Consider the following 23389-nt stretch of genomic DNA (forward strand, 5'->3'; position numbering starts at 1 on the left):
ACTGTAAAAATTACATAATCACAACTATTGTTTTATTTCATAATCTATATTGAGGTGAATTTTAATGATGAATGATTTTGAAGTTTATAGAGATTATTGCCAAGCTTTAGACCTAAACTTCTCTAAAAAAATCATGGAGAAATTAGGTCAATTTGGAGATGATAAAGACACTGGAAACAGATCCGCAGGCTCAAAGGCCTCCTACGATGCTGCAAAATATTTGTTTAGTAAATTTAAGGAAGCTGGACTTACAAATGTATCAATGGATAAATTTCAGGTTAATGGTTGGACATACAAAGGTGCTAATATAATTTATAAAGATGATAAAGGTTTCTTACAGAAAATCATTTTAGGAGGATATGCTTCGAATATTAAAGCTGTAAATGAAGAAGTAAGTATTGTTGATGGTGGTAGAGGTACTATAGATGAGTTAAACGCTTTAGGAGATATAAAAAATAAACTGGTTTTGGTCTCAACAATTAATCCCACCACTGACTACTGGATTAACCTTCCTGCATATGAAGCTTACCTTCATAATGCAAAAGGTATATTGATTGCCTTAACTTGGAAAGTAGAACATGATGATATATTAATTTCTTTTGATCTCCAGGCTCCCGCCTACTGCTCTACTTTAGCTATAAGTATAAAAGATGTGAAAAAATTAAAAGACTTAATTTCAGCTAGCCCTAATAATGAGATTAAAGCTATTTTTAATGCAAATTCTACAGTTGTACCTTATGCAGATTCTTATAATGTTGTAGGCGAAATCAAAGGAAAAAGTTCAGAGGTAATATATTTAATCGCACACTATGATGGTTATTACCATTCATTTTTTGACGATGCTGGTGGGGTTTCAGAGATTCTTGGTATTAGTAAAGCAATAATAGACAGCGGATATACTCCTATGAAAACCATAAGAGTTATAGCTCAAGGGGCTGAAGAATGGGGACAAGGTTATACGGATTACGACTGGTCATGTGGTTCTTATTATGAGATAGAAAAACTTCATCCTGAATTTAAAGAAAAAGCTTTTGCATTAATTAATTTTGACGGAAACTTTCCAATAGCTAACGAACGGAATTTTAGAGTTTACAGTTCCTATGAATTATATACGTATGTTGAAAAATTCATAAAATATTTTACGTCTAAGAGTAGTTATAATTATGAGGTAATTTGTCCAAGTCTTATTTTTGCTGATGATTTTTCTTATTATAAAAACGGAATTCCAACCCTTATGCCAGGAGAAGATTTTGAAAACTCCATATATTACGAAAACTATTATCACAGTTCAATGGATAGTGAAAAAGTAGGATTTGACCTACAAACCTATGAAATGATTCATAAACTATATGGTAGGATGATTCTTAGCCTAGATTCTTTACCAATAAAACCTTTGAATTTTAATACAAGGTTTGAAATTATGAAAAAGGAACTATTACCTTCTATTATAAGTAATGATTTAAAAGATGTCATTTATGAGCTGTGCCGCACTTCCAAAAGACTCTCCCAGACAATTCAATTTGCTAATTCCAGTTATATTGATCATATTGGAGACTCCTATCATATTAATCATATGTTATTTGAATTATTAAAAAAAATCCAGGATTGTTTTTTAGCATTTTATTGGGAACAAAGTATTCATACACTTACATTCCCTCACTCTGTATCTATGAAAAATATAGATTTATTGACCAAGGCTATTTCAAGCTTAAAAAACAGGCGTGAATCTTTAAGTGATATAGTAGAAAAATATATTAAGCCTATCGACAACAACAGGTATGTTTTTGAATTTAGCAAGAAGACATATGACTTCTTTTCTTATAGAATACCTTATGGCAATGGCGATTCCTTTGGAAGTAGTATGATAAAAAAGCCAAATGAGGATTTATATGATTTAGCGCATTCACTAAAATCTAAATATGATGAACCAAGTCCAAATGTAGATTATGAAATTAGAATTTTAGAAAATTCCTTGAAAAGACAACGTGATTATTTAAAAGAAATTTCTAGTCAAGAAATTGAAGATATGAAAGCTTTAATAAAAATAATGAACAAAATTATAGATACAATAAATTAAGAATACAATTTTAAAATTTTAAAATAAAATAACCCACGAAAATCTAAATTTTAGATTTCCGTGGGCTTTATAGTGGAGTCAAATTTCTTATTTTAATTATCTAAACATTAACTATAGATGAACTAGTTGTTCATCTTTATTTCATTTCATCAACTGCAGTTTTACCAGCAATTCTTCCGAATGTAAATATATCAGTTAATGCATTACCGCCAAGACGGTTACCTGCATGGATGCCTCCAGCAACTTCTCCAGCAGCATACAGATTTTTTATTGGTTTATCATTTTCGTCTAATACGTGGGCTTTAGTGTCTATCTTAAGTCCACCCATTGTATGATGAATTGCTGGCTTTCTTGGAGTAGCATAAAACGGTGCTTTTAAAACTTTTAAGCTAAATGTATCCTTATGGAATTCAGGATCAAAACCTGCATCAACATATGAATTATATTTATTAATAGTGTCTACAAGAATTGCAGGATCCATACCAACTTTTACCGCTAACTCTTCTAGGGTATCTGCTCTAAATAGAGTACCAGCTTCTACTTGACGGTCTATCTTTTCTTGACTTGTATTAGCTGCAGTTTTCTTTATTTCATCATCAGCTATAAGGTAGAATAAACCACCCTGGTCAATAGCAGCTTTTGTTAAAACATCTCTTCCAGAGAATTCATTAACAAATCTTTTTCCTTCTTTATTTACTATTACAAAGTTTTCAGGAGGTACTTGAAGTCCACTAAATAATTCACCAGTTTCAGGATCAGATACAGGCATCATTTGAGTAAATCCCATTCCTGTAAGTGCTGCTCCTACAGTTTTACCAAGCAATATTCCATCACCAGTCATAGCGTAGGAATTAGTAGTTTTTATATCATCATCAATTTCACTCCAATAAGTGTTGTACTCTTTTAGCATCTTTGTGTTTGCACCAAAACCACCACTTGCAAGCACTACTGCTTTTGCATGAACAGTTATCTTTTGGCCATTTACACCAGTTGCTATAACTCCTTTTATTTCACCATCTTCTATGATGAATTCTTTTACAGGGCTATCAGTAATGATTTTTCCTGAGTTATCTTGTACATATTTGGTTAGTGCAAGTATAAATGATGAGCCATGGCTTTTGGTAGGCTTATGACCACGACGCCAAAGTGCACCAACAGGAGCAAATACTATGCTCTTATCATACTCAACCCCTATCTCCTCTAGCCATTTAACACTCTCTAAAGCTCTGTCTGTAAGGATTTTTACAAGGTCATATTGTCCGTATATAGTATTGCCATTAAGGTCAGTTCTTTTACCACCAAAATATGTTTGCATTCTGTGAAGTAGTGGAGAGTCAAATAGATGTCCCTTTTGTGTGCCAAACTTTTTCTGGTAAGCAGAAAACTCTTCTCTAAGTGCACGGAAATCATCTATATATTCTGGATGAATTAAGCTCTCATCTGTATCCAGTAGTGCTTCAATAGTATGTCTTTCTCCTGGATTTTCATCAAATTTTACTTGCCACTCTGGATCTGCAGCATTGACAGGACCACCTGAACGTATTGTATTTCCACCTACTGCTGGATATTTCTCAAGAACAATGGCACTTTTACCATTTTGTAGCGCTGTTGCAGCTGCACTTAGTCCAGCGCCGCCTCCACCTACAACTACTACATCACAAGTATATTCTTCATCTTCTTTGATTAGGCTGCTAGCAGGCTTTGGTCGTCTCTTAAGTATGTCAGGGTTAACTCCTGCAAGCTTAACTGCTTTGGCTACACCGTCTAGTACAGCATTACTAGTTTCGGAAGCACCAGAAAGAGCATCAACATTTAATGTCTGTCCTTCAATTATTTTATCTGGTATTCTTACAAAAACTACATCTGCAAGTCCTTCCGTCTCTCCATCTGTATTTATATCTATACTTTCTATTCTGTTCTCACTAAAGGATACTTTCATTGGAAGACTTCCGCTGTGACCTATTGCATCTACCTCATATACTCCTGGTTTAAAGGTAAACTCTTCTTCTTCGTTAAGCTGATTTGAAATCTTTGCAAAACGCATAAAGCGTAGGAAACATATTTCTAGGAAGTCTATGGTTCTTTCATTGTTTAGATTACCTTCCTCATCAAATGCTTTATTTGCGCTTCCAAGTAAAAACTCATATCCTGGCATTACATTTGCATCTACACCTGGTGCATCTAGAATTTGACGAAGATGTAGCTGCGCACGTGAAGAACCTTGACTATCAAGAGATGCACCAAGGATCATTACTGGTTTGCCTGCAAGTGGATGAAGATCAAAGCTTAGCCATTCAATTAAGCTTTTAAGACTTGATGGGATTGAGTGATTATACTCAGGAGTTGCTATAATAACACCATCACTTGCTGTAATCTTATTATTAAACATCTGTATCACTTCACTTGAGGACTGATTATCAGATTGATTAAACATAGGAACATCTGTAATCTCAAGTATTTCTATTTCTGCCTTTGATTCAAAGTATTTTTTCATAAACTGAAGTAGTTTACGATTATATGATCTTTTTGCACTAGTTCCAACAATTGCTATAAATTTCATTGATATTAATCCTCCTACTCTTGCCAAGTGAATTTTTTAACTTTTTTATGTAAAACTTTTTCTGCTAAAAGTTTTGATGTAATATCTGTAAATAGAAGAAATTCTCTAAAAATTTCATCAAGCTCTGATAGCTTATCTGAATAGATAAGATTTCCTGCGCTATCAAATGCTCCCTGTGATTTTCCTAAAAGGAATTCACTGCTTGGCATGATTCTGGCAGCAAGCTCAGGTGAATCAAGTATTTGTCTAAGATGTGCCTGCGCACGAGAAGAACCAAGTATACCAAGAGAAGCCCCTACTATTAAAACAGGCTTGTCAGTAAGCGCCTGACTAGTGTAACTAATCCATTCAAGAGCACTCTTTAAAACTGCAGGTATGGCATGATCATACTCAGGAGTTGCTATTATTACTCCATCTGCTTTAAGAATTTTATCAGATAATTCTGCTACCTTCTCAGGAATATCAGAATCCTCTGGCTCATTAAAAGCAGGTAAATCCTTAATTTCATATAGTTCTATATCTGCCTCACTCGAAAAATGCTTTTGCATAAATTGAAGCAGCATACGATTAGTTGACACGTCTGAGTTAGTGCCTACAATTGCTAAATACTTCATAGTAATCCCCTTTCTGTATTTCAAAATTTCATAATTCTAGTAATTGTTTGATATAATTTTAACATGCTCAATATATTATATCTAATAGTTATTTTATTGAAGCTTGATAACATATTTGTTATAATCAAACACAATAATAAATAAGTTAATTATTTCGCAAAAGGGTGAATTAAATGTCAAAATACTACTCTCAGGATATTTTGTATTATATTGATGCAATTTTAAAGTACAGTAATTATGGCAAGGCTGCCAAATCACTTTATATATCTCAACCTTACTTGACACAGGTTATTAAAAGGGTAGAAAGTCAGTTAAACTGTGAGCTTATAAGTCGTAGCAATCTGCCATATCGATTAACCGAACAGGGGAAGATATATTATCAGTATTTAACTTCAATAGAAAATAATTATGCTAAGCTGCTTAGGGAAATATCAGCTGTGTCAGATATAGATAGCAAGGTTATAAAGATAGGAGTACTTCCTAGCCTTGGAACCTACCTTTTACCTCTTTTTTTACCAAAATTTCTGGATATGCATCCAAACTGTAGAATAGAGCTTTCGGAGGCTTTACCAGAAAAAAATGAGAAACTAACTCAAAATGGTGAATTGGATTTTTGGCTTGGACAAAATTCAAGAAATATTTCTCCGAACTTAAACTCGATTACTTGGGGCAGACACAGATACCGTGCTATTATTCCTCGCTGCTGTGATCTCTATCAGAAAGATGTATCCATTATTCCAGAAGGAACTATCGACATAAACAAGCTATTGTGTCAAAAGCTAATACTAACTTCCAAAGGTTCTGCTATAAGAAAGCAGCTAGATCAGTTATTCAGCATTTATAAGGTGGAACCCAAAATCATAATGGAAAGTACAGAAATCTATACTATACTTAACCTTGCAACGAGTAACTTGGGGCTGACCTTTATACCAGAAAGCATCTATGTAAAGGAGTGTCCATCTGAATACAATATATATGAAGTTCCAATTGATGAGCTGAGTTTAGATTATTTCATAGCATATAACAGTGAAAAAAAACTAACTGCCATTGATAAAGACCTTATAGATGCATTTCTAGCTCATGGTCAAAATAATTTCAATATAGGAGAGCAAAATGAATGAGTATACGAAGATAATATATCTTATGGGAACAAAAATCTCTCTATATCTAAAGGGAGAGGATGCTGAAAAGCTTGCAGAAAAGGCTTGCGATATGCTGATTCATTATGAAGAAGTCTTTAGTGCTAACAGTGATAACTCTCAGCTTGCGATGCTTAAAAAAACAGCTTCATTGGCCCCTCAAGAAGTAGATGAGGAACTGTATGAGCTAATTAAAATAGGTAAAAAACATAGTCTATGTGAGAATACATATTTAAATATTGCAATAGGACCATTAATAAAATTATGGAGAATAGGTTTTGAGGAGGCACATGTACCAGAGAAAGAAGCTATAGTAAAGGTACTGGAACTTTTAAAGCCAGAAAATATACAACTAGATGATGAAAAAAAGACCGTGTATTTCTTGAAAAAAGGTATTGAGATAGACCTTGGAGCCATAGCTAAGGGTTATTTTGCTGATAAAGTTATGGATTTATTTAAGAAAAATGGGGCTATTTCAGCTATGGTAGATATGGGAGGTAATGTTCTTGTTTTTGGTGAATCACCATCCGAAGGTGGTGACTGGAAAGTCGGAATACAAAATCCATTTCTACCAAGAGGTAATGCGGTAGCACTTATTAAAATAAAAGATCAATCCGTTGTAACCTCAGGAATATATGAGAGAGTGTTTGAAAAGGATGGACGTAAATACCACCATATATTTGACAGCAAAACAGGCTACCCAATAGAAAGTAATATAGCTTCTTTAACTATTATTGCTGATAAATCCCTGGACTGCGATATATATACTACAAAATTGTTTGGATTAGATGCTGCTTCAATTATTCATAGTGTTAATAGAATTAATGGGATGGGTGCTGTTGTAATAACTGTGGATGGAAAACTAGCCTATACAGATAATCTTAAAGGAAAAATATATCCATTAACCATGTAATATTCCAAAGAAAAAGATGATAAGGTTCATATCTACCTTATCATCTTTTTTGTACATATCAGTGGATATATACTAGTATTGAACACTTAATAAACAAAGCGCATCTGCACTAGCTTTATGACCTACATCATTCATATCCTTAGACTCGAAAGCTTTTTGAATTATGTTCAAAGGTAATTGCCCAAGTCCCACTTGAATTAATGTACCTACTATTACTCTTTCCATATTTAATAAATATCCATTTGCTGTCATAGTAATAATAATTTCGTTTGTAGTTTCCCTTACATCAAGAGAAATTAGCTTTTTAATTGATTTTTTTGTTTTCTTATTAGTAGTAAAAGCTAAGAAATCATGTTCACCTAGAAGGTGCTTTGCAGCTTCTCTGCTTTTATTTACATTTATTGTTTGATTCATTAAGTTAACATAGTGTCTTTCAAACAATGGACGATTAGGCGCATCTTTCTTCCATAATCTATATTCGTAAGTGGCACTCTTCATTAAATATCTACTATGAAATCTTTCATCAACAGTTTCTACTGATAAAACAATAATATCATCAGTTAAATATTTTTCGAAATAATCAAAAATTTCTTTCTCACTTAATCTATTATCTGGCGCTATAAAATTAACAATTTGCCCCTTAGCATGCACTCCAGCATCTGTATTAACCGCACCAACAACCTCTATCTCTTGGTCATAGAGCTTTGATAATATCAGTTCTAGCTTACCTTGAATACTCTTTTCTGCGTTATCTTTGGATTTATTATACCCCATATATTTTCTACCATCATAGGCTATCATCATCTTATAATTTTGCATTTGAATCCTCCTTTTCCTAAATACTAATCAATACATTTTATCATATATTGAGATAGGTTAATATATATTTGAAATTCTAACCCTATCACAAAAGATAAAATCCCTTAACATATAGTTATTAGCAATTATTCTGTATGCTATTCGATTAGAAACTAAACTATAATCTACGTCCTGCTAATAATTATATAATAAGATCAAATTGTTATAAAATAATATACACTATAGATAATAACATACACACTTATGCTTATTAGTAAAGGAATTAAGATTTGATATGGAATCAAGTTAGATAAAGATATCAGTGCAATTATACTATGCAAAATCCTGATAAATAATGGGGCGATAAAAATAAATATAAAAACTCCTTTTCGTATATGGAAGTAAAATGAAAAAACATAGACATCTCTGTCTAGGTTTTTCTATGGTGGAGGCGAACCGTATCGTATGAAATGTACGAAATCTATTGAGGATTATAGGCATAATTAAGTTAGTTGGAGTTCAATTGCTCCCACTCTACGTTCAAATATTTCCTTTTAACTAATTCCAATCTATCTATAACTTTTCTCAAAATGCATTCACCAAAGAAAACTCATTGGGTCTGTCCATAGATGAAAGACCATTTGTACATCCCCGATATGCCCACAAAAATAATTAAGAAGCATACTAAAATATAAATATTTGAACTTGATATGTTTACTTTTACCATATGGTTATTAATGCTTAGATTAATATCACAGCTCTAGTTGAGTAGATGAAAGCAATACTTTTTATATATTTTTCATTTCTCCGTTCATTCAAATAAGTCGATTGCTAGTTTTTATATAACAGCGTATATGAGAATATATCAATAATACCTACTTAAACTAATATTCCCAACTATCAATGGCCTTAGCACCATTCTTAATTATGTCTGAGTATTCTGCAGCAGATAGAATTACATCGTTTAATTTGTAAGTTAACTCATCATTAATTATAATCGCTTCATTATTAAACTTCTCTTTTAGTACCTTATTTAAATCATGAAGATTCTTTATCCCCAAGTCAGTTTGTCCTACAAGAAATAGTATGTAAAACAAAAACACTGACTTTTTATTGGTACCTTTTGGATTCAATCTAACTTTTTCATTAAAACTCTTAAAGTATTCATTTACAAACCGTTTTAATCCTCTAATTGTAATAGCAGATGATTGCAATATGTCTTCCATATATTTTTTAATAAGATTTATACTTTGCTCATTGGGTTCATTTATATACTGTAAATGATTTTGAAATAAAGGATAATTTAATCCATAAAACACCTTATATTCTAGTGTAGTATCCATCATATTTTTGGGTAACATTGCAGTGAAACCATTATCCAGTTTAAACTCTACAAAACTATACTTAAGATTATTTGAAAAATTACCAAAAGTATCATACTTAAATTGAACTCTCTTTGCATCAAGTGAAAGTGTTTGAAATAGCACATTATTTTTACATTCATCTATAACTGAATCACTTACTCGAATGTTATATACTGCCATACCAAATAGACTCACCAATATATTTACCGAGCCATCATCTCCAATATATGACAAAAGTGTATGACTTCCAAAATCCATTGTTCTATTAATTAAGTCATATAGTTCGCTATTGCTTACAATAGAAACCAATCCATCGCCGGTTCCATTTATTATAAACTTAATTATTGGATCAAAAGAATTTATTTTATCATTCACATCATTATTCAAGCAAAACCATTCAAAAGCAATTTTAGCTACCATTCTATACATAGCCTGACTAAAAAATACCGAAAAATCAATATTAACTCTTTTCTCAATCTCTATTTGGTTTATATCAATTTCCTTTATGTTTGTATCACTTGCTGTTTTAATTTTTCTTATTTCATCAATTGGTCCTAGTAATGATTTTCCATCAACACTACGCATCTTTTTGTTGCGGAACAACTCTGCCTCAGATGTAATTTTTGTACTATACTCTGTTCCGGCAACCATTACTTTTGCCTCATATGGTGCATATTTTTTACTTTTACTTGATTTGATATCAAGTTCATTTGTTATTATTGCTAGCTTCCCAATAACTTCATCTTCAAATAAATCACTAAACTTATTGTTGTGTTCTATCCTACAAACTTTTGGATTAATAATTTTTGCATTGGTTAGTGCATCAGGAATTATATCAGATTTTGATAATTCTCCTGATAAGCCACAATAAATGCATCTATCTCCCATTAAATCACCTCCATTAATATGCTACAAATCTATTTAGAAATGTTCTTAGTATTCTTTGTTAATCAATGAATGACTGTAAGAATTAATTTTCCACTAATTCTTACAGTCATTGTTATCTTATTTATTTAATAATTAATAAACCACAATACAATTTTCATTTATAACATCATTAATGCATTCTTCTATAGCTTTCTCAAGACACTCAATGATATGTTGATTAGCATTAATTTGGGATGAATTAAAATAATTATCTTGTGTGTACTGTAATAGGTTTGAAAAACGGTTATACTGTGTCATATAAATATCACTATTTCTTGAGAATCCATTTCTATAAGAATCATCTAACACTCTAGCTGCAAACGTCTTACCTATATTATTTGAAACTTTTCTGTTAATGATTCCTTGGAGTAGTGTAACTTCATCATCTCCACCTAGCAATATTTTTGGATTTAAAGCTATAGTATTTTTCGATAATTCCTTTGCATAGTTTCCTATTTCAAGTACAAATCTCGTCTCAATATTTTCATATCCATATTGATTTGCTACAACTTTTGATAAATGAGGTACACATATTTTCCATTTACGAATACAAGCGGCTACTGTTGATGCATATAGCTTCTTACCTTTACACTCAGCTACTAAATTATTAAACAAAGCTGAAATGATTATCTTTCTATGCGAGTCTATCAATACTGAGTATGGTTTATCCTCAGTAATTTTAATACGTATCTTATCTCCATTTAATTTTTCAGCATAATTTAACGAACAAATCAACTTTGAAATAGCACTTTCATATATTACTTCTTCCTTTTCTAAGCAATTATCTAAATCATCATTTCCTGAAATTAGTCCATACTTAAATGCTCCTTTAATAATTGGCTTATTCTTACTACTATTATCTGAAACAGCCACTTCAAATGAATTTATCAATGAATCTTGTTCATTTTGGGAAGTTTTAAAAATTTCAGACCAATCAACTTCTATCTTCTTTCTTCGTGCAAATCTATTTTTCCCTACATTTTCAGATACTTTGGACTGCATGAATATATCCCATTTTGTAAACATTAAATAAACACTAATATTCCCTTTAGATTTAGTTAAAAATTCACGTATAGCTTGATATCCATTTTTTGTAGTAGCATTAACATCAGAACTTATAACAAAAATAACTTTTTCCGAATGATATTGGGAAAGTATATCTAATATACGTTCATATTCATCTTCTGTTTCTTTCCCTAACTCATGGAATAGCCCCATTGTATCAATGAATCTTATCACATGTATTTTTTTGTTATTATACTCTGCAACAATAAATGTATCCTTATCTATTTCAGCATTTTCAAAAATCCAATCTGCACCTCTAAAAACAAAGGACAGCTTTGATAACAAATATTCTTTAGAGCCATTTTCACTTTTAAGTAAAATATCTCTAATTTTTTGTTCATTATCATTTCCACTTAAAACCACATAAAATTCATTTTTACCCTCAATCTCCGCATCAACATACGTGATATCTTTCATTTCATCTAATGTTTGTTTAAAACGTTCCACTCCAGAGTTTAAACATTCTATAACGCAATTCCAAAATCCATTAACATACTCTTCTAAACTTTTTAATGTACCTATTTTTTCTGAGAAGATATTACTTGCATACTGTCCCTTTTTATTATTAACCTTTTGTATTGCCATTACTTCTTCATATAGATTAACAACATCATTAATAGGAAATTCTGAAATAATTGAAACAATTTTTTTCTTTTCATCATCATTAAAAGATGCTATCTTATATGCCAAGGTGTCATTAGATGGAGTTTTTAGAGCAATATTGAAAGTCTTCTCAATTTTATCCACAAACACGTTAGTATCTATTCTTTTATTCTGTGAGCATTCCTTTGCCGACAAAAATAATATACTACCAAGAAGTTTATTATCGTCTCCAATATCGGCCACAGTCATTTTGCATATATACCCATGTATATATAACTTATTTTCATCTATCTCTGGATCATCAGTAATGTTAATTTCCGCATTAACTAAACTCCCTTTTCCATTGGAAGTTCTTTCACTTAATAATTCAAAAACAGGCTCCGACTTAGCCGCACCAGCTAAGAATGTACTTTTCCCAGCTTCAGTAGGACCTACTATGGTATTAGCAGAACCTTTACCTTCATTGCGTTTAATACTATTAATAATTTGATTTAGTTGTAACATATCTTGTTACCTCCTTAATTTAATTATTAAATTACACAACAAAAAACCTCCTGAACTGTCAGAAGGGCTGAATTCTACTAATATTGACTGTATATTAAACGTATGTAAACAAAAATCTACCTATCAATATACTTTAATACGAATCAGAAACTTCTTGACATATCTTACATGAATCAAAATCTATGACTCATGCTGCTTAGAATTTTCAGTATATGTAATTTACTCCATAATATACCTTGGCTATTCAATTGTCAACACTAAAATTAACTATTTTTTAAGTATTTCTTAAGTTCATGTAATTTATACTCTATAAGTATTAATTTTCATAGAAATGAATGTATTAGACAATAATTATGCTAATTTTTTTATGGTTTTATATATTAGTTAATATTTTTATTATTTTAAAAGAAAGGCGCCCTTACATTTAAAAACAGAGGGTGGAAGTGGTACAATAAAGTAGACACCAAGATAAGAGAAAAATGTGAAAAGGTGGTCTGCTTTATGAGAAGAAATTATGATAAACAATTTAAAGTTACAGCGGTCAAGTTAGTTTTGGAAGATAATACTTCTGTTGCTGATGTAGCAAAGGAATTATCTATCCATTACAATTCCTTATACCGTTGGATAAGTGAGTATGAAGAATATGGAGAGAACGCGTTTCCTGGACATGGGACTGCGCTCTATTCTTGTCAGTAGCTGAAACAAGAAAATAATGAGCTATGGAAGGAATTAGATTTATTTTAAAAATACCAGACCTTCTTGAAGCGAAAAAACAAATAAGGTTTCAATATTTCAAAGAAAACCTGGATAAGTACAACATCAAGAAAGCTTGTAAAATGCTAAATACTTCAATATCTAGATTTTATAAACACTTGAATCATAAGCCATCAAACAGAGATATAGAAAATGAAGTATTAAGCAAAGAAATAAAACAGATCTTTGAGGAAAATAAAAGCATATATGGTTCAAAGAATTGCTAAGGTTCTAGACCATAAAGGAATCCATGTTAGTAGGAAAAGAGTATCTAGTCTAATGAGGAATATGAAACTTTTGTCAAAAGGTTTCCGCTATCTCTATAAACAGCACAATCAAAAAGTAAATACAGTTGAAAGACCCAATTTATTGAATCAAGTCTTTGAATCTGATGGTAGGAATAAAATATGGGTTGGGGACATAACTTACATACCAACGAAAATGGGCACTCTATATCTTGCAGTATTTATTGATATATATTCAAGGAAAGTAGTTGGCTGATCTATGAGTAATAAAGTGAAAGATACTCTTGTTATCGGAGCATTTATGCAGGCGTACGGAAAAGAGCACCCTGAAAAAGAACTGATTGTACATACAGATCAAGGTTCTTAGTTTACAAGATGAAGATTTCAAGCATTGTTAAAAAATATAACGCGATTCGTAGCCAAAGTAGAAAAGGTAACCCATATGACAATGCAGTACTGGAATCATTCCATAGAACAATAAAAAGAGAGCTTATTCAGGATGCAAATTATGAGTCTCCTGAACAATCTCAAAAAAATCTTTAAATATATTGAAATGTATTACAATACTAAGAGAATGCATTCTTCATTGGGATATCTCTCTCCATCTCAATTTGAAGAAGTGAATTCATAAAATTGCTTAACTTTGTGTCTACCAAACCTTGACAATTCCAAATGATTGCTTTTATTGCTGTCTACTTTAGGCTGACAACTTCAGCTTAACTGGTGGTTTTACTTTAGCCATATATGGTTCTATTACTTGCGTCGTGCCTTAAGGCACCTATAAAAAAATTCGTAGCCGCATACTGCCTACTTTCTACCCTTAAAAGGGTCCATATACTCTTTAATACTAATTTGATTTACTAACATATCCTCTCTTTCATGATTTCGTATATATTCTTCTACTGCCTTTCTATTCTTTCCAACTGTATCAACATAAAAACCTCTGCACCAGAAATGCTATTTCCATACTTATATCTTAAATTTAAACAACTTTCAAAAATCATCAAACTACTTTTTTCTTTTAAAAATCCCACAAAACCAGATACACTCATTTTATGTGGAGTTTCTACTAACATATGTATATTATCTATACATGCATGCGCTTCGATTATTCTTACACCTTTCCAATCACACAACAGTGTTAATATTTTCCCTATTTCGGTCTTCATCTCCCCATAAATCTCTTTTCTTTTATACTTTGGCGCGATGACTTATAATATTTACACTTCCATTTGGTGCATGCTAAACTGTTATCCTCCATTTGGATGCCTCCTTTTGTTTTAAAATTTAGCAGCGAATCTTAATTCTATTTTAACTAAATGAGGTTTTTTACTGTCTCACTGCTAAAGCTTTTCCGAACACACTTGCATAGCAAGTGATTTTAATTGAGACAATAAAAAAAACTAGATAGAAATATCTAGTTTTTTTATAGTGGATGATACTTGAGCTTTTAAATTCTACCACCTATAGTGTACTATCTATGCAATGAGTACGTCTCTTATACATCTCAAGAGCATACTCAATTTCTTTTATATTACATATAATTCTTTATCAGATTTCGCAGATGCTACGATTTTTACATTTCCACTTACATTGTAAATTGTTGGTCCATCATAAGTTAACTCAATTTTATTAGAGCGTCTTCTTAAATAAGTTTTTGAATGACTAAAATATCTCTTATTTGTTCTTTTGCATGAATTTATTCCGGGTTGTATTTCTCTACATATAATTTTTCTTACCAACAATACTACCTCCTTTTAGAAACAATTCTAATATTGCAATATATCCTGCATTGCAATCAGCTAAACACTTAAGATGCCTTGAATAATCTTTATTATCTATTTTTTCTCTACAATTAATGTGTACTGTCAAAACATACTTTCTATGAATAGATTGACAAAAAATATATTCATAAGATTCATCATCACCTGTTAACCTATCAAATTTTTCACCTAATAATAAGTCATCTTCCTGAGAAAAGCATTGAACAACAAATTTATCTACTTCTTCAAGAGAAAATTTATGATTAGATTTAATACCTGCAGTACCAACTTGCTTAAGGCAATTATTGCCTAATGAAAATAGAGTAGCTCCAAGAACTTTAGGGGAACTAAATCCTGCATCTACATTAAAACATTTAACAAGATACACTAAAAAAGGATTATATCTCTCTTTCTTTTCTGAATAGGTATCCAGTGCTATTCTTAACAATTCTTTTTTATTTTCAAGTATAACATAATCATTTTCTGTTTTCCTTTTACTAATCGTTCTCAAAGCATTTTTCACATTTATAATAGATTTTGATATAGCTCTACTCTTATTTGTGTCATTCATATCATAATAATTAGGTTCACGTCCACTTAAATGATTACTAATAGTATTTATATTATAGCCATTTGGCAACATAATTGCAAACCTTTGTAATCCTAATTGGCCTACTAAAAGTCCAACTAAAAATATTAAATCTTTGTTATGCAGTTTGATATCTTTCTCTGTAATAATAACAATGCCGAAATCTGAATTATTTAATTCACAAATTATATTTTCAAACCTATTCTGCATTGGAAATCCAATAATCTGATCTTGTAATAATATATATGCTCCCCTATCAAGTTCTTCTTGTAATAAGTCTGCATACTCTTTGCCATACGAAGAGAAAATTATTAGTACTTCCCGTTTATTTAATATCATACTATCTTGCCTAATTCAGTAATTTTTCTCTTTATTGCGGAACAAGCTGCACCTACAGCAGCAATAATATTAGATTGGTCTTTATTATACGTAGCGGGGCTAAATCCTATTAAATCTGTAGGTAAATGTATTTCTGTATCTCTAGGAGTAATATAGAAAGTTCTTTCCTTTCCTATTTTTCCTATAAACATCCCCATTTCGAAAATAAGATTATCTCTCACTGTACTATATTCTTTATCCCTAAGCTTTGTTACATCATCTGGCTTAAATATAAAGATTGCAAAATCAAACCTATTTATCGTTTTTAATAAGTCATCTAAACTTGTACTTGATGGTTGAAATGTACCTTGAGACCATAACTCAATATTACATGTATGCTGAAGATTTTCCTGAACAGCTTCTGCAATACTTATTGACTCAGTTGAAGAACCTACAAAAACACTTGGTTTATCATCAATACTCATACTCTAAACTCCTTTACAAATACTATGTTATGTAAAGATAATATTCTACACTTTTTTTGAAAATCCTTCTATTTATTGAAATCCGAATCATTTTTTGTCTTTTAATATAGTAATTGTAACCATCCTCAAACTACATGATTATCTACTCAACATTTCTATATAAAAGGTAAATTATATCTATTCGTTTTACTTCCTCTCTGCCCATTTCTACTTTTAATCTAAGGGCATATTACTTCCGTTATACCTTAAGTCATATATAAAAAAATTCACATCCGCATACTTCTCTAATTGCTACCTTAAAAGGGTCCATGTACTCTTTGATACTAATTTGTTCTTAATATATCTTCCCTTTACTGATTTCCTATATATTTTTCTATTACCTTTTTATTTTTTCTAAAGTATCAACATAAAAACCACTGCACCGAAAATGCCTATTTCGTACTTATATCTTAAATTTGAATATCTTTCAAAAATTATCAAACTACTTTTTCTTTTTAAAAATCCACGAAGCCAGATACACTCATTTTATGTGGAATTTCAAGTAACATATGTATATAATCTATACATAAATGTGCTCCAATTATTCTTATACCTTTCAAATGAAAAAACCTAGACATCTCTGTCTAGGTTTTTCTATGGTGGAGGCGAAGCGCGGTTGGTAAGATCCACTACTTAACACCATATTTTTCTCTTATTTCTCTAGCGTCCTTCCTCCAACTTCTATATTTAACCATTAATCTTCCATCCCCATTTCCTAAGTATTCTCCAGATAATGGAGCAATATCATCTGCACATAACTCTAATGTATCTGCAGCTGTTAGTTCAGAAGAACGTAAAATTCTATCTTTCATTCTTTCCATCTTATCTAGTTTGTTTATCTTATTAGTTGCCATTAGTCTTCCCCCTTCTACTGCGTAAATTGCCAATAACTTCTTGCCTTAACAAATCATCTTCATAAAAATCTGGTGCAATTATATACTGTAGGTTAATTACATTATTCTCTATCGATTGTTTGTCTAAGTTTTTGTGCCGTTTATTTTTCAGTCTATTGGCTGTTGCCTTCTTCTTTGCTCTTGTTTTATATGATATAACTTTATCTTTCATAACTCACCTCTACATCATTGTAATATTATTTTCCCATACAAAGCATAATTTATGCGTATCATCAAGTAATTTGCTGTACCCTTATTGTCGTTAAACATACTATTGTTGATGATTTATATATATTTATGCAGAAAAGTTCTTCTATGAAATTTATTGACATACTCTATACAGTATAGTATATCGAGTGTGTACTCAATAGAGTATACTTCACACAGTATATGAGATTAATAATGAATGTACAATTTAAAGAACAGATACAATCGATAATTGATGAGGAATTAAAGGCGGTTCAATCGAAAATTTGGTCAAGAATTGAACCTCTACTAGATGCTCAAATCGTGGCTGACATATTAGCTGAAGATGAGCCCAGCTGAGACAGTAGAGCTACTACCTCACCTCCCAGAGAATCCAAACTACAAAACTACCCTTGACCTTTACAGCCAGGGGTAAAGTTTATCCTCAATTTCAAGGATACTAGGTGTTTCACTACCTACTGCTCGCAGATATTATACCTGGCTTGCAATCAATGGATATGTACCTGTAATTAACGAAGAATTCACTGAAAATGAAAAGCTTGCTACAGATTTAATTTATGATAAAGGCTATTCACTAACACAAGTAGCTGAAAAACTTAACTGCTCAACTTCAAATGTTACTCATTTACGTAATTCTGCACTGAGTAAAGGATTCATTCCAGAATATTTTATCAAGATATTATTTCCTGGATTCTATCAATTTACTAATACTCCTAGAATTGGCTTTCTCCAGAATCGTAAATCACTTGCAAGCAAGATTCAGGTTGGTCAAAAATGTTTTATTTATCTAACTTCCCCTGAGAAAAGAATAATATCTTTGGTCGAAATAATTTCACCTATGATAGAAGTTTCTGGCCGATGGCCATTACAGTTTGATGTGAAATTTATTATTCCGCCTAAAGAAGGAATATCTTTAAAGGAAGCTAATGTCGATTTTAGACCTCGCCCTGGTGATACTTACATTCCAATAGACAGTCAAGTTGCCGAAGGTATTATTAATAAACTGAACTCACAACCTGATTTGACTTCAAACCAAATTAAAGAACTTTCTAACAAATATAAGGGGTAAAATTTTCTATCTGTTTATATTTTTCCTGTAATTAATTAAAATAGGGGGATAATTTATTTATATTAACAAAACCTTTATCTCAACTAGTTTCAGATTATACAAACAGCTCTATCATTTCATATAATAATGAGCTAAATTCCTATAATGCTGTAAATACTCTTAATGAACTACTAAAAAGGTCAATATATAGTGCATATAGACTTAAACTTAGTTCACAAAAATCACACCAATACTGTATCTCAAATACTTCACTCTCCGATATGGAACATTATTGCAAAATAACCAATTTTAAGATTGATTTATTACACTCTAAAAAGTTCGAAGAATTATTAAAGGTCATGTACTGCCAAAGACAAATTGGTTTGATTGTTGGATTCGGCTCTATTTGTATCTATGACAGTTGTTTACGTTTCGGAGTTAATTCCTCAGTAACCTTAAATCCAAGTAATGGAAGCTCTAAACCGATGATTACTCCAGATTATGTCTATATTCATAATGGCTCTGAAAACGGTGCAAAGAACTTGTTTCAAAGCTTAAGTTTAGCTTATAACCCTAAATATCATACTTGGGATAATAAAAAGGAATTTCCTTACTTCCAACAGAGTGATTTTCCTTCACCTTTAATCACACTTGCACCATACCATATTGAAAACTTCCTATGTATTTATGAAGACCAATTATAACCTTAAGTAAGCAGTTGAATTTAGCTCGAATAAAGGAAACGCATTAAATTATATCTAATACTTTTTCTCTTTATTATGTAATTATGATACAGTTTAATAAAGCTAAAATACCTCAAGCTACATTACTAATTTTATAGTAATATGGTTTGAGGTATTAATATAAAATATTTTCTCTTATATCATTAGCAAATAATACTATCTTTATAGACTAATGCTAATCTAGTAACTTCTCAACTATTGCTCTAAATTCATTAGAATCTATGTCTTTAAAGCATTCAAATACTTTAACTGTTTGCTTTGATACATCTGATAAGCCTGTATTCTTATCTAATGACTCATAATTTGCTCTTCTCATCTTTAAGCTATCTGTGCTCATTCCAAGCTTATTAGATATTTCATCATACGTGTAATTAACTTCTTTAGTACTATATTTGTATAAATAAAATGCTATAATATCATCAACTATAGACCACTTATGTCTTTCATTCATATATATTCCCTCCTTTTATTTGTCATGATTTTATTATATACCTACTACCCGTTTGTAATCAAAGTCTCTAAATTCGATTTTTTCCTATACTCATCCTACTAAGTTTCTATAAACTTCTTCAGTTAACTCTTGAATTATACCTTTTTTATATTAAATGCACTAATTAATACATTATCTATTTATACTTCACTAAACACACCTTTAACGACATTATTTCTTAGCAATACAAAAAGATAAATATTATTATAAAACAATTTATATTAGCCTTTTCTTTTCTCTGCTTAGAAGGAAATCTATAGCTTACCTATTTTTAAGTACTAAAAATGCCTTGCTGATTATTACTTCAAAACGCTCTTTAAATATACATAGTTCCATCATATTATTATCTATTAATATTTAAATTTTGTATAATTAACTAACCTTTATATAAAACTTTGACTATATGTTTCATATAAATCATACCTATTCACTTTACTTATAACCTCTACTTCTTTACGATTTTTAATTAAAGAAAAAGACACATCAAATATCACTTCAATGTGTCTTTTATGAAATATTATTAACAATTAACTATCTTCTAGTAAATATAAGTTCTTTTTTATATGCCTCTTTCATCTTCTCTTTTATTACTTCTGTAGTTACCTCATTACCTTTACTCTCTTCTTCTAATATATACTTTAATACACTAATATAAGCTAATCCTAACGCCATTGTCATAATAGATGCAACTGATGCACTTATTGCCCCACCTGCTACAGTCCCTGCTCCTGGAATAAACTTTAATAAGTTAGATACTAATGTTTTACCTCCCAGTGTTGTTCCAGATACTCCTGCAACTGAACTTATGATAGCAGTTAATACTGCCTTTTCTATAGGTAAACCAAAAATAGCAGTAATATGGGCAAGCATTGATAATTGTGCCCCCGCTAATAATGGAGCATCAGAAAAAGGTATAGGTGAAGCCCCTATTGCTCCTGTTGTTGCTGCATATCCAGTTACCCATTTTCTTGCTGCATTAATTTTTCTATCTAAATTTACTTTTTGTGCATTATTAAAAGATTTTCTAACACCTTCTGGTAAAACTTCATATGTTATATCAACTAATTTATCTAAACCATATGAAGGTATTATTACTACTTCATCCTCTTCATCCTCTTCATCTCTATCTTCATATGGTTGCGCTAATACTGGTACTATAGCTCTACAATTTAAATTAATATTGTCAATTTTTGTCTTGAATTCTCTTGTATCTTTCTTAGGAAACCCCTTGGTTATCACTACAATAACTGGAACCTTTTGAGATATTTCACTAATCCATTCAATATCTGTTTCCTCACATCTTCTTACTGAACCATCAATACAATACCAACAAGCATGTATTAGTTCACTTTTATCATCATTCTTTATACATAAGTCATTACATTTGTCTATTTCATCTAAAATTTCTTTTCTTATTTCTTCTTGTACACTTTCATTTAGTTCCAACCCTTTTGTATCATATAAATTAACTGGTATACCTTCCTTGCTAATTTTCTTTAAATGTTGTGTAACAGGTTTACCTGTTCCTGTCTCTGCCATTTCTGATCTAAAAACACTATTAATTAAAGTACTTTTTCCAGCACCAGTCTTACCAACAATAAGTATATTTACATTATCCATATCACTTAATTCCTTTTCAATCCTATTAAAAGCCTCACTAAAAACATTAAAATCTTCCATAATAAAACCTCCCTTATCCCTTTACGTATTTCCTGTCACATTATTTTTAAAAATAGTATTTTCATTGATATAATAATATACTTTTTTATACTTTTATTCAAATGATATCATATATCTCCATATAATATTATACATCTCCATAGATATTAGTTTTTCAACTTAAAATTCTAACAAACCTTTATATAAAAACTCTGACTATATCTTTCATATAAGTCATACCGCTTAATTTTACTTATAACCTCTACCCCCTCACTACTTTTTAGTAAAGAAAAAGACACATTGAAGATTACTTCAATGTGTTCTTTATAAATTACTACTTCTTTTACGAAGTCCTGTATAATTTTTTTACATTCTGATATATTTCTTTCTTTTACAAAACCTCCAAACATTGAAAACAAATTCTTAACCTGCTCTTCTGTTATTTTTGGTGCTTGACCTCTAGCCTCTTATTTCCTTAGAATTACTTCTAACTTTTTTTCCTATCCTTCAACTACTCCTTCTTTGTTTTAAATTTGTCATAATCAAATACTTGAGTAATTGCACTTATTATATTACTTCTCTTCATATCAATACCCTCTAGCTATTTTACTACTAGTTCTATTGATGATTTATTACTTTCCGATTGTTCTTGTATATGCTTATTTATCTTTTAACAACTATTCCTTTCTAATGTATAATATATATTTATATTTAATTTAATTACGTTTAAGGTACATTAATAAACTTACTTACATTCACTAAATCTAGGTTATACGGAATTGATTATATCCACCAGTGCCTTTTTTAAATTTTCCTTGGAAATAATAGATGACATCCTATCATAGATTCTTATTACTTCACTTTCATCCTAATATAATTATTCAAATAAATTTATATATATCTATTTTCGTTTATTCTGGTTATTTCGTTCTTTTTTCCCTAAGTTCCCAATAGCATTGGCACACAATTCTGTTAGCGGTTCACCAATAGCTGCTTTATAATTAAATCCCAACAATTGCATTGTTTTTAATGTATCAATACTAATTAATTCTTTTAACATCTCAAAACTATTTATTGCTTCATTTTGAGGACTCATCAATTTTAAAATTTCTAACATCTTAGTAACTGTATTATGTAAATGCTCTATATCCTGATCACTAATAACAACTTTTTCAAGTTCTTCTTTATAAGCTTGGGCAATGCGAATTGATTCTTCTCTTTCAGATAATAATTGATTTACTATCTCATCATATGTGTTTCTAACAGTTTCAATGTTCTTTTCTTTTTTTACAGATTCAATTTTTCCGTGAATGGCAGTAGCAGTACTCTTTACTGCAAGTTCTGTCAAATCCATACCCATCTTTGCGATAATATTAATTGTTGTCATGTCCATATTATACCTCCTTGTTTAAGCAAGTTATTGTTATTTTATCACTAGTAAACTTCGACATATTAATTTGAAATCCTACTAAAATTTTAAAAATAAATTTTATATTAATCTAATCATCATCTATATTAGTTTTCATTACACATCTTTCTAGATAAACCGTATTCACTTATTGTACGATTCATCTGTTGATAAATATTTAAAAA

Annotated in this window: 18 protein-coding genes and 3 pseudogenes; 6 read left to right on the forward strand and 15 right to left on the reverse strand. The window is 30.7% G+C overall.

All coding sequences use genetic code 11. The features are described from left to right. The first annotated feature begins 64 nt into the window (after positions 1 to 64). Positions 65 to 2077, forward strand: coding sequence for a M28 family peptidase (locus L1S47_RS02840; RefSeq protein WP_238882006.1), 2013 nt, complete (start codon positions 65 to 67; stop codon positions 2075 to 2077). A gap of 136 nt (positions 2078 to 2213) precedes the next feature. On the opposite strand, the gene L1S47_RS02845 is transcribed toward L1S47_RS02840, so the two are convergent. Together L1S47_RS02845 and L1S47_RS02850 are read right to left on the reverse strand one after the other, a co-directional pair. Then, the gene (locus L1S47_RS02845; protein WP_238882007.1) at positions 2214 to 4637 is read right to left on the reverse strand and encodes a flavocytochrome c; all 2424 of its coding nucleotides are present in this window, start codon (positions 4635 to 4637) and stop codon (positions 2214 to 2216) included. A gap of 14 nt (positions 4638 to 4651) precedes the next feature. Continuing rightward, positions 4652 to 5251, reverse strand: coding sequence for an NADPH-dependent FMN reductase (locus tag L1S47_RS02850; protein WP_238882009.1), 600 nt, complete (start codon positions 5249 to 5251; stop codon positions 4652 to 4654). A gap of 173 nt (positions 5252 to 5424) precedes the next feature. On the opposite strand from L1S47_RS02850, the gene L1S47_RS02855 reads away from it, so the two are divergent. Together L1S47_RS02855 and L1S47_RS02860 are read left to right on the forward strand one after the other, a co-directional pair. Continuing rightward, complete coding sequence (locus tag L1S47_RS02855) at positions 5425 to 6372, forward strand: LysR family transcriptional regulator (protein ID WP_238882011.1); 948 nt, start codon at positions 5425 to 5427, stop codon at positions 6370 to 6372. Next, positions 6365 to 7303, forward strand: coding sequence for an FAD:protein FMN transferase (locus tag L1S47_RS02860; RefSeq protein WP_238882013.1), 939 nt, complete (start codon positions 6365 to 6367; stop codon positions 7301 to 7303). The genes L1S47_RS02855 and L1S47_RS02860 overlap by 8 nt, the downstream gene beginning before the upstream one ends. Positions 7304 to 7375: 72 nt before the next feature. Here L1S47_RS02860 and truA read toward each other — a convergent pair whose 3' ends face one another. From truA to L1S47_RS02875, 3 genes are all read right to left on the reverse strand, one after another. Continuing rightward, entirely contained in the window at positions 7376 to 8122 is a 747-nt protein-coding gene (gene truA / locus L1S47_RS02865; RefSeq protein ID WP_238882016.1) for a tRNA pseudouridine(38-40) synthase TruA, read from the reverse strand. Positions 8123 to 8985: 863 nt separating this feature from the next. Then, entirely contained in the window at positions 8986 to 10353 is a 1368-nt protein-coding gene (locus L1S47_RS02870; RefSeq protein ID WP_238882018.1) for a hypothetical protein, read from the reverse strand. A gap of 132 nt (positions 10354 to 10485) precedes the next feature. Beyond that, positions 10486 to 12564, reverse strand: a complete 2079-nt coding sequence (locus L1S47_RS02875) for a hypothetical protein (protein ID WP_238882019.1) — start codon at positions 12562 to 12564, stop codon at positions 10486 to 10488. A gap of 501 nt (positions 12565 to 13065) precedes the next feature. Here L1S47_RS02875 and L1S47_RS02880 point away from each other — a divergent pair. Further along, positions 13066 to 14193, forward strand: a pseudogene (locus tag L1S47_RS02880) (IS3 family transposase). 176 nt (positions 14194 to 14369) lie between these two features. Here the strand turns inward: L1S47_RS02880 and tnpA are convergent. The 7 genes and pseudogenes from tnpA to L1S47_RS02915 all read right to left on the reverse strand — a co-directional run bounded on the left by tnpA (position 14370) and on the right by L1S47_RS02915 (position 17821). Further along, positions 14370 to 14823: pseudogene (gene tnpA, locus L1S47_RS02885) on the reverse strand (IS200/IS605 family transposase). A 268-nt stretch (positions 14824 to 15091) separates the two neighbouring features. Continuing rightward, positions 15092 to 15304: a hypothetical protein gene (locus L1S47_RS02890; RefSeq protein ID WP_238882021.1), complete on the reverse strand. Its 213-nt coding sequence runs from the start codon at positions 15302 to 15304 to the stop codon at positions 15092 to 15094. Continuing rightward, positions 15282 to 16253 (reverse strand): nucleotide-binding protein, encoded by a 972-nt coding sequence (locus L1S47_RS02895; protein WP_238882022.1) that lies wholly within the window; start codon positions 16251 to 16253, stop codon positions 15282 to 15284. Before L1S47_RS02895 ends, L1S47_RS02890 begins: the two co-directional genes overlap by 23 nt. After that, a complete protein-coding gene (locus L1S47_RS02900) occupies positions 16250 to 16717 on the reverse strand; it encodes a nucleotide-binding protein (protein WP_238882024.1) in 468 nt (155 codons plus the stop codon). Before L1S47_RS02900 ends, L1S47_RS02895 begins: the two co-directional genes overlap by 4 nt. Positions 16718 to 17070: 353 nt before the next feature. After that, positions 17071 to 17313 (reverse strand): annotated as a pseudogene (locus L1S47_RS02905) (transposase); the annotation flags it as partial. A gap of 72 nt (positions 17314 to 17385) precedes the next feature. After that, a complete protein-coding gene (locus tag L1S47_RS02910) occupies positions 17386 to 17610 on the reverse strand; it encodes a hypothetical protein (RefSeq protein WP_238882025.1) in 225 nt (74 codons plus the stop codon). Further along, entirely contained in the window at positions 17600 to 17821 is a 222-nt protein-coding gene (locus tag L1S47_RS02915; RefSeq protein ID WP_238882026.1) for a hypothetical protein, read from the reverse strand. The genes L1S47_RS02910 and L1S47_RS02915 overlap by 11 nt, the downstream gene beginning before the upstream one ends. An 873-nt stretch (positions 17822 to 18694) precedes the next feature. Between L1S47_RS02915 and L1S47_RS02920 the strand changes: the two genes are divergently transcribed. Then, positions 18695 to 18925, forward strand: a complete 231-nt coding sequence (locus L1S47_RS02920) for a hypothetical protein (protein WP_238882028.1) — start codon at positions 18695 to 18697, stop codon at positions 18923 to 18925. 260 nt (positions 18926 to 19185) lie between these two features. Then, on the forward strand, positions 19186 to 19608 hold the full coding sequence (locus L1S47_RS02925) for a hypothetical protein (protein WP_238882029.1): 423 nt from the start codon (positions 19186 to 19188) through the stop codon (positions 19606 to 19608). A gap of 214 nt (positions 19609 to 19822) precedes the next feature. Here the strand turns inward: L1S47_RS02925 and L1S47_RS02930 are convergent, their stop codons facing one another. From L1S47_RS02930 to L1S47_RS02940, 3 genes are all read right to left on the reverse strand, one after another. Next, the gene (locus L1S47_RS02930; RefSeq protein WP_238882030.1) at positions 19823 to 20098 is read right to left on the reverse strand and encodes a hypothetical protein; all 276 of its coding nucleotides are present in this window, start codon (positions 20096 to 20098) and stop codon (positions 19823 to 19825) included. Positions 20099 to 20668: 570 nt separating this feature from the next. Next, on the reverse strand, positions 20669 to 21817 hold the full coding sequence (locus L1S47_RS02935; protein ID WP_238882031.1) for a GTPase: 1149 nt from the start codon (positions 21815 to 21817) through the stop codon (positions 20669 to 20671). Between the two features lie 880 nt (positions 21818 to 22697). Next, on the reverse strand, positions 22698 to 23189 hold the full coding sequence (locus L1S47_RS02940) for a hypothetical protein (protein WP_238882032.1): 492 nt from the start codon (positions 23187 to 23189) through the stop codon (positions 22698 to 22700). Between the last annotated feature and the right edge of the window lie 200 nt (positions 23190 to 23389).

The sequence above is a fragment of the Clostridium sp. YIM B02551 genome (genome assembly GCF_022324735.1).
In the GTDB taxonomy this organism is placed as follows: Bacteria; Bacillota; Clostridia; order Clostridiales; family Clostridiaceae; genus Clostridium_T; species Clostridium_T paridis.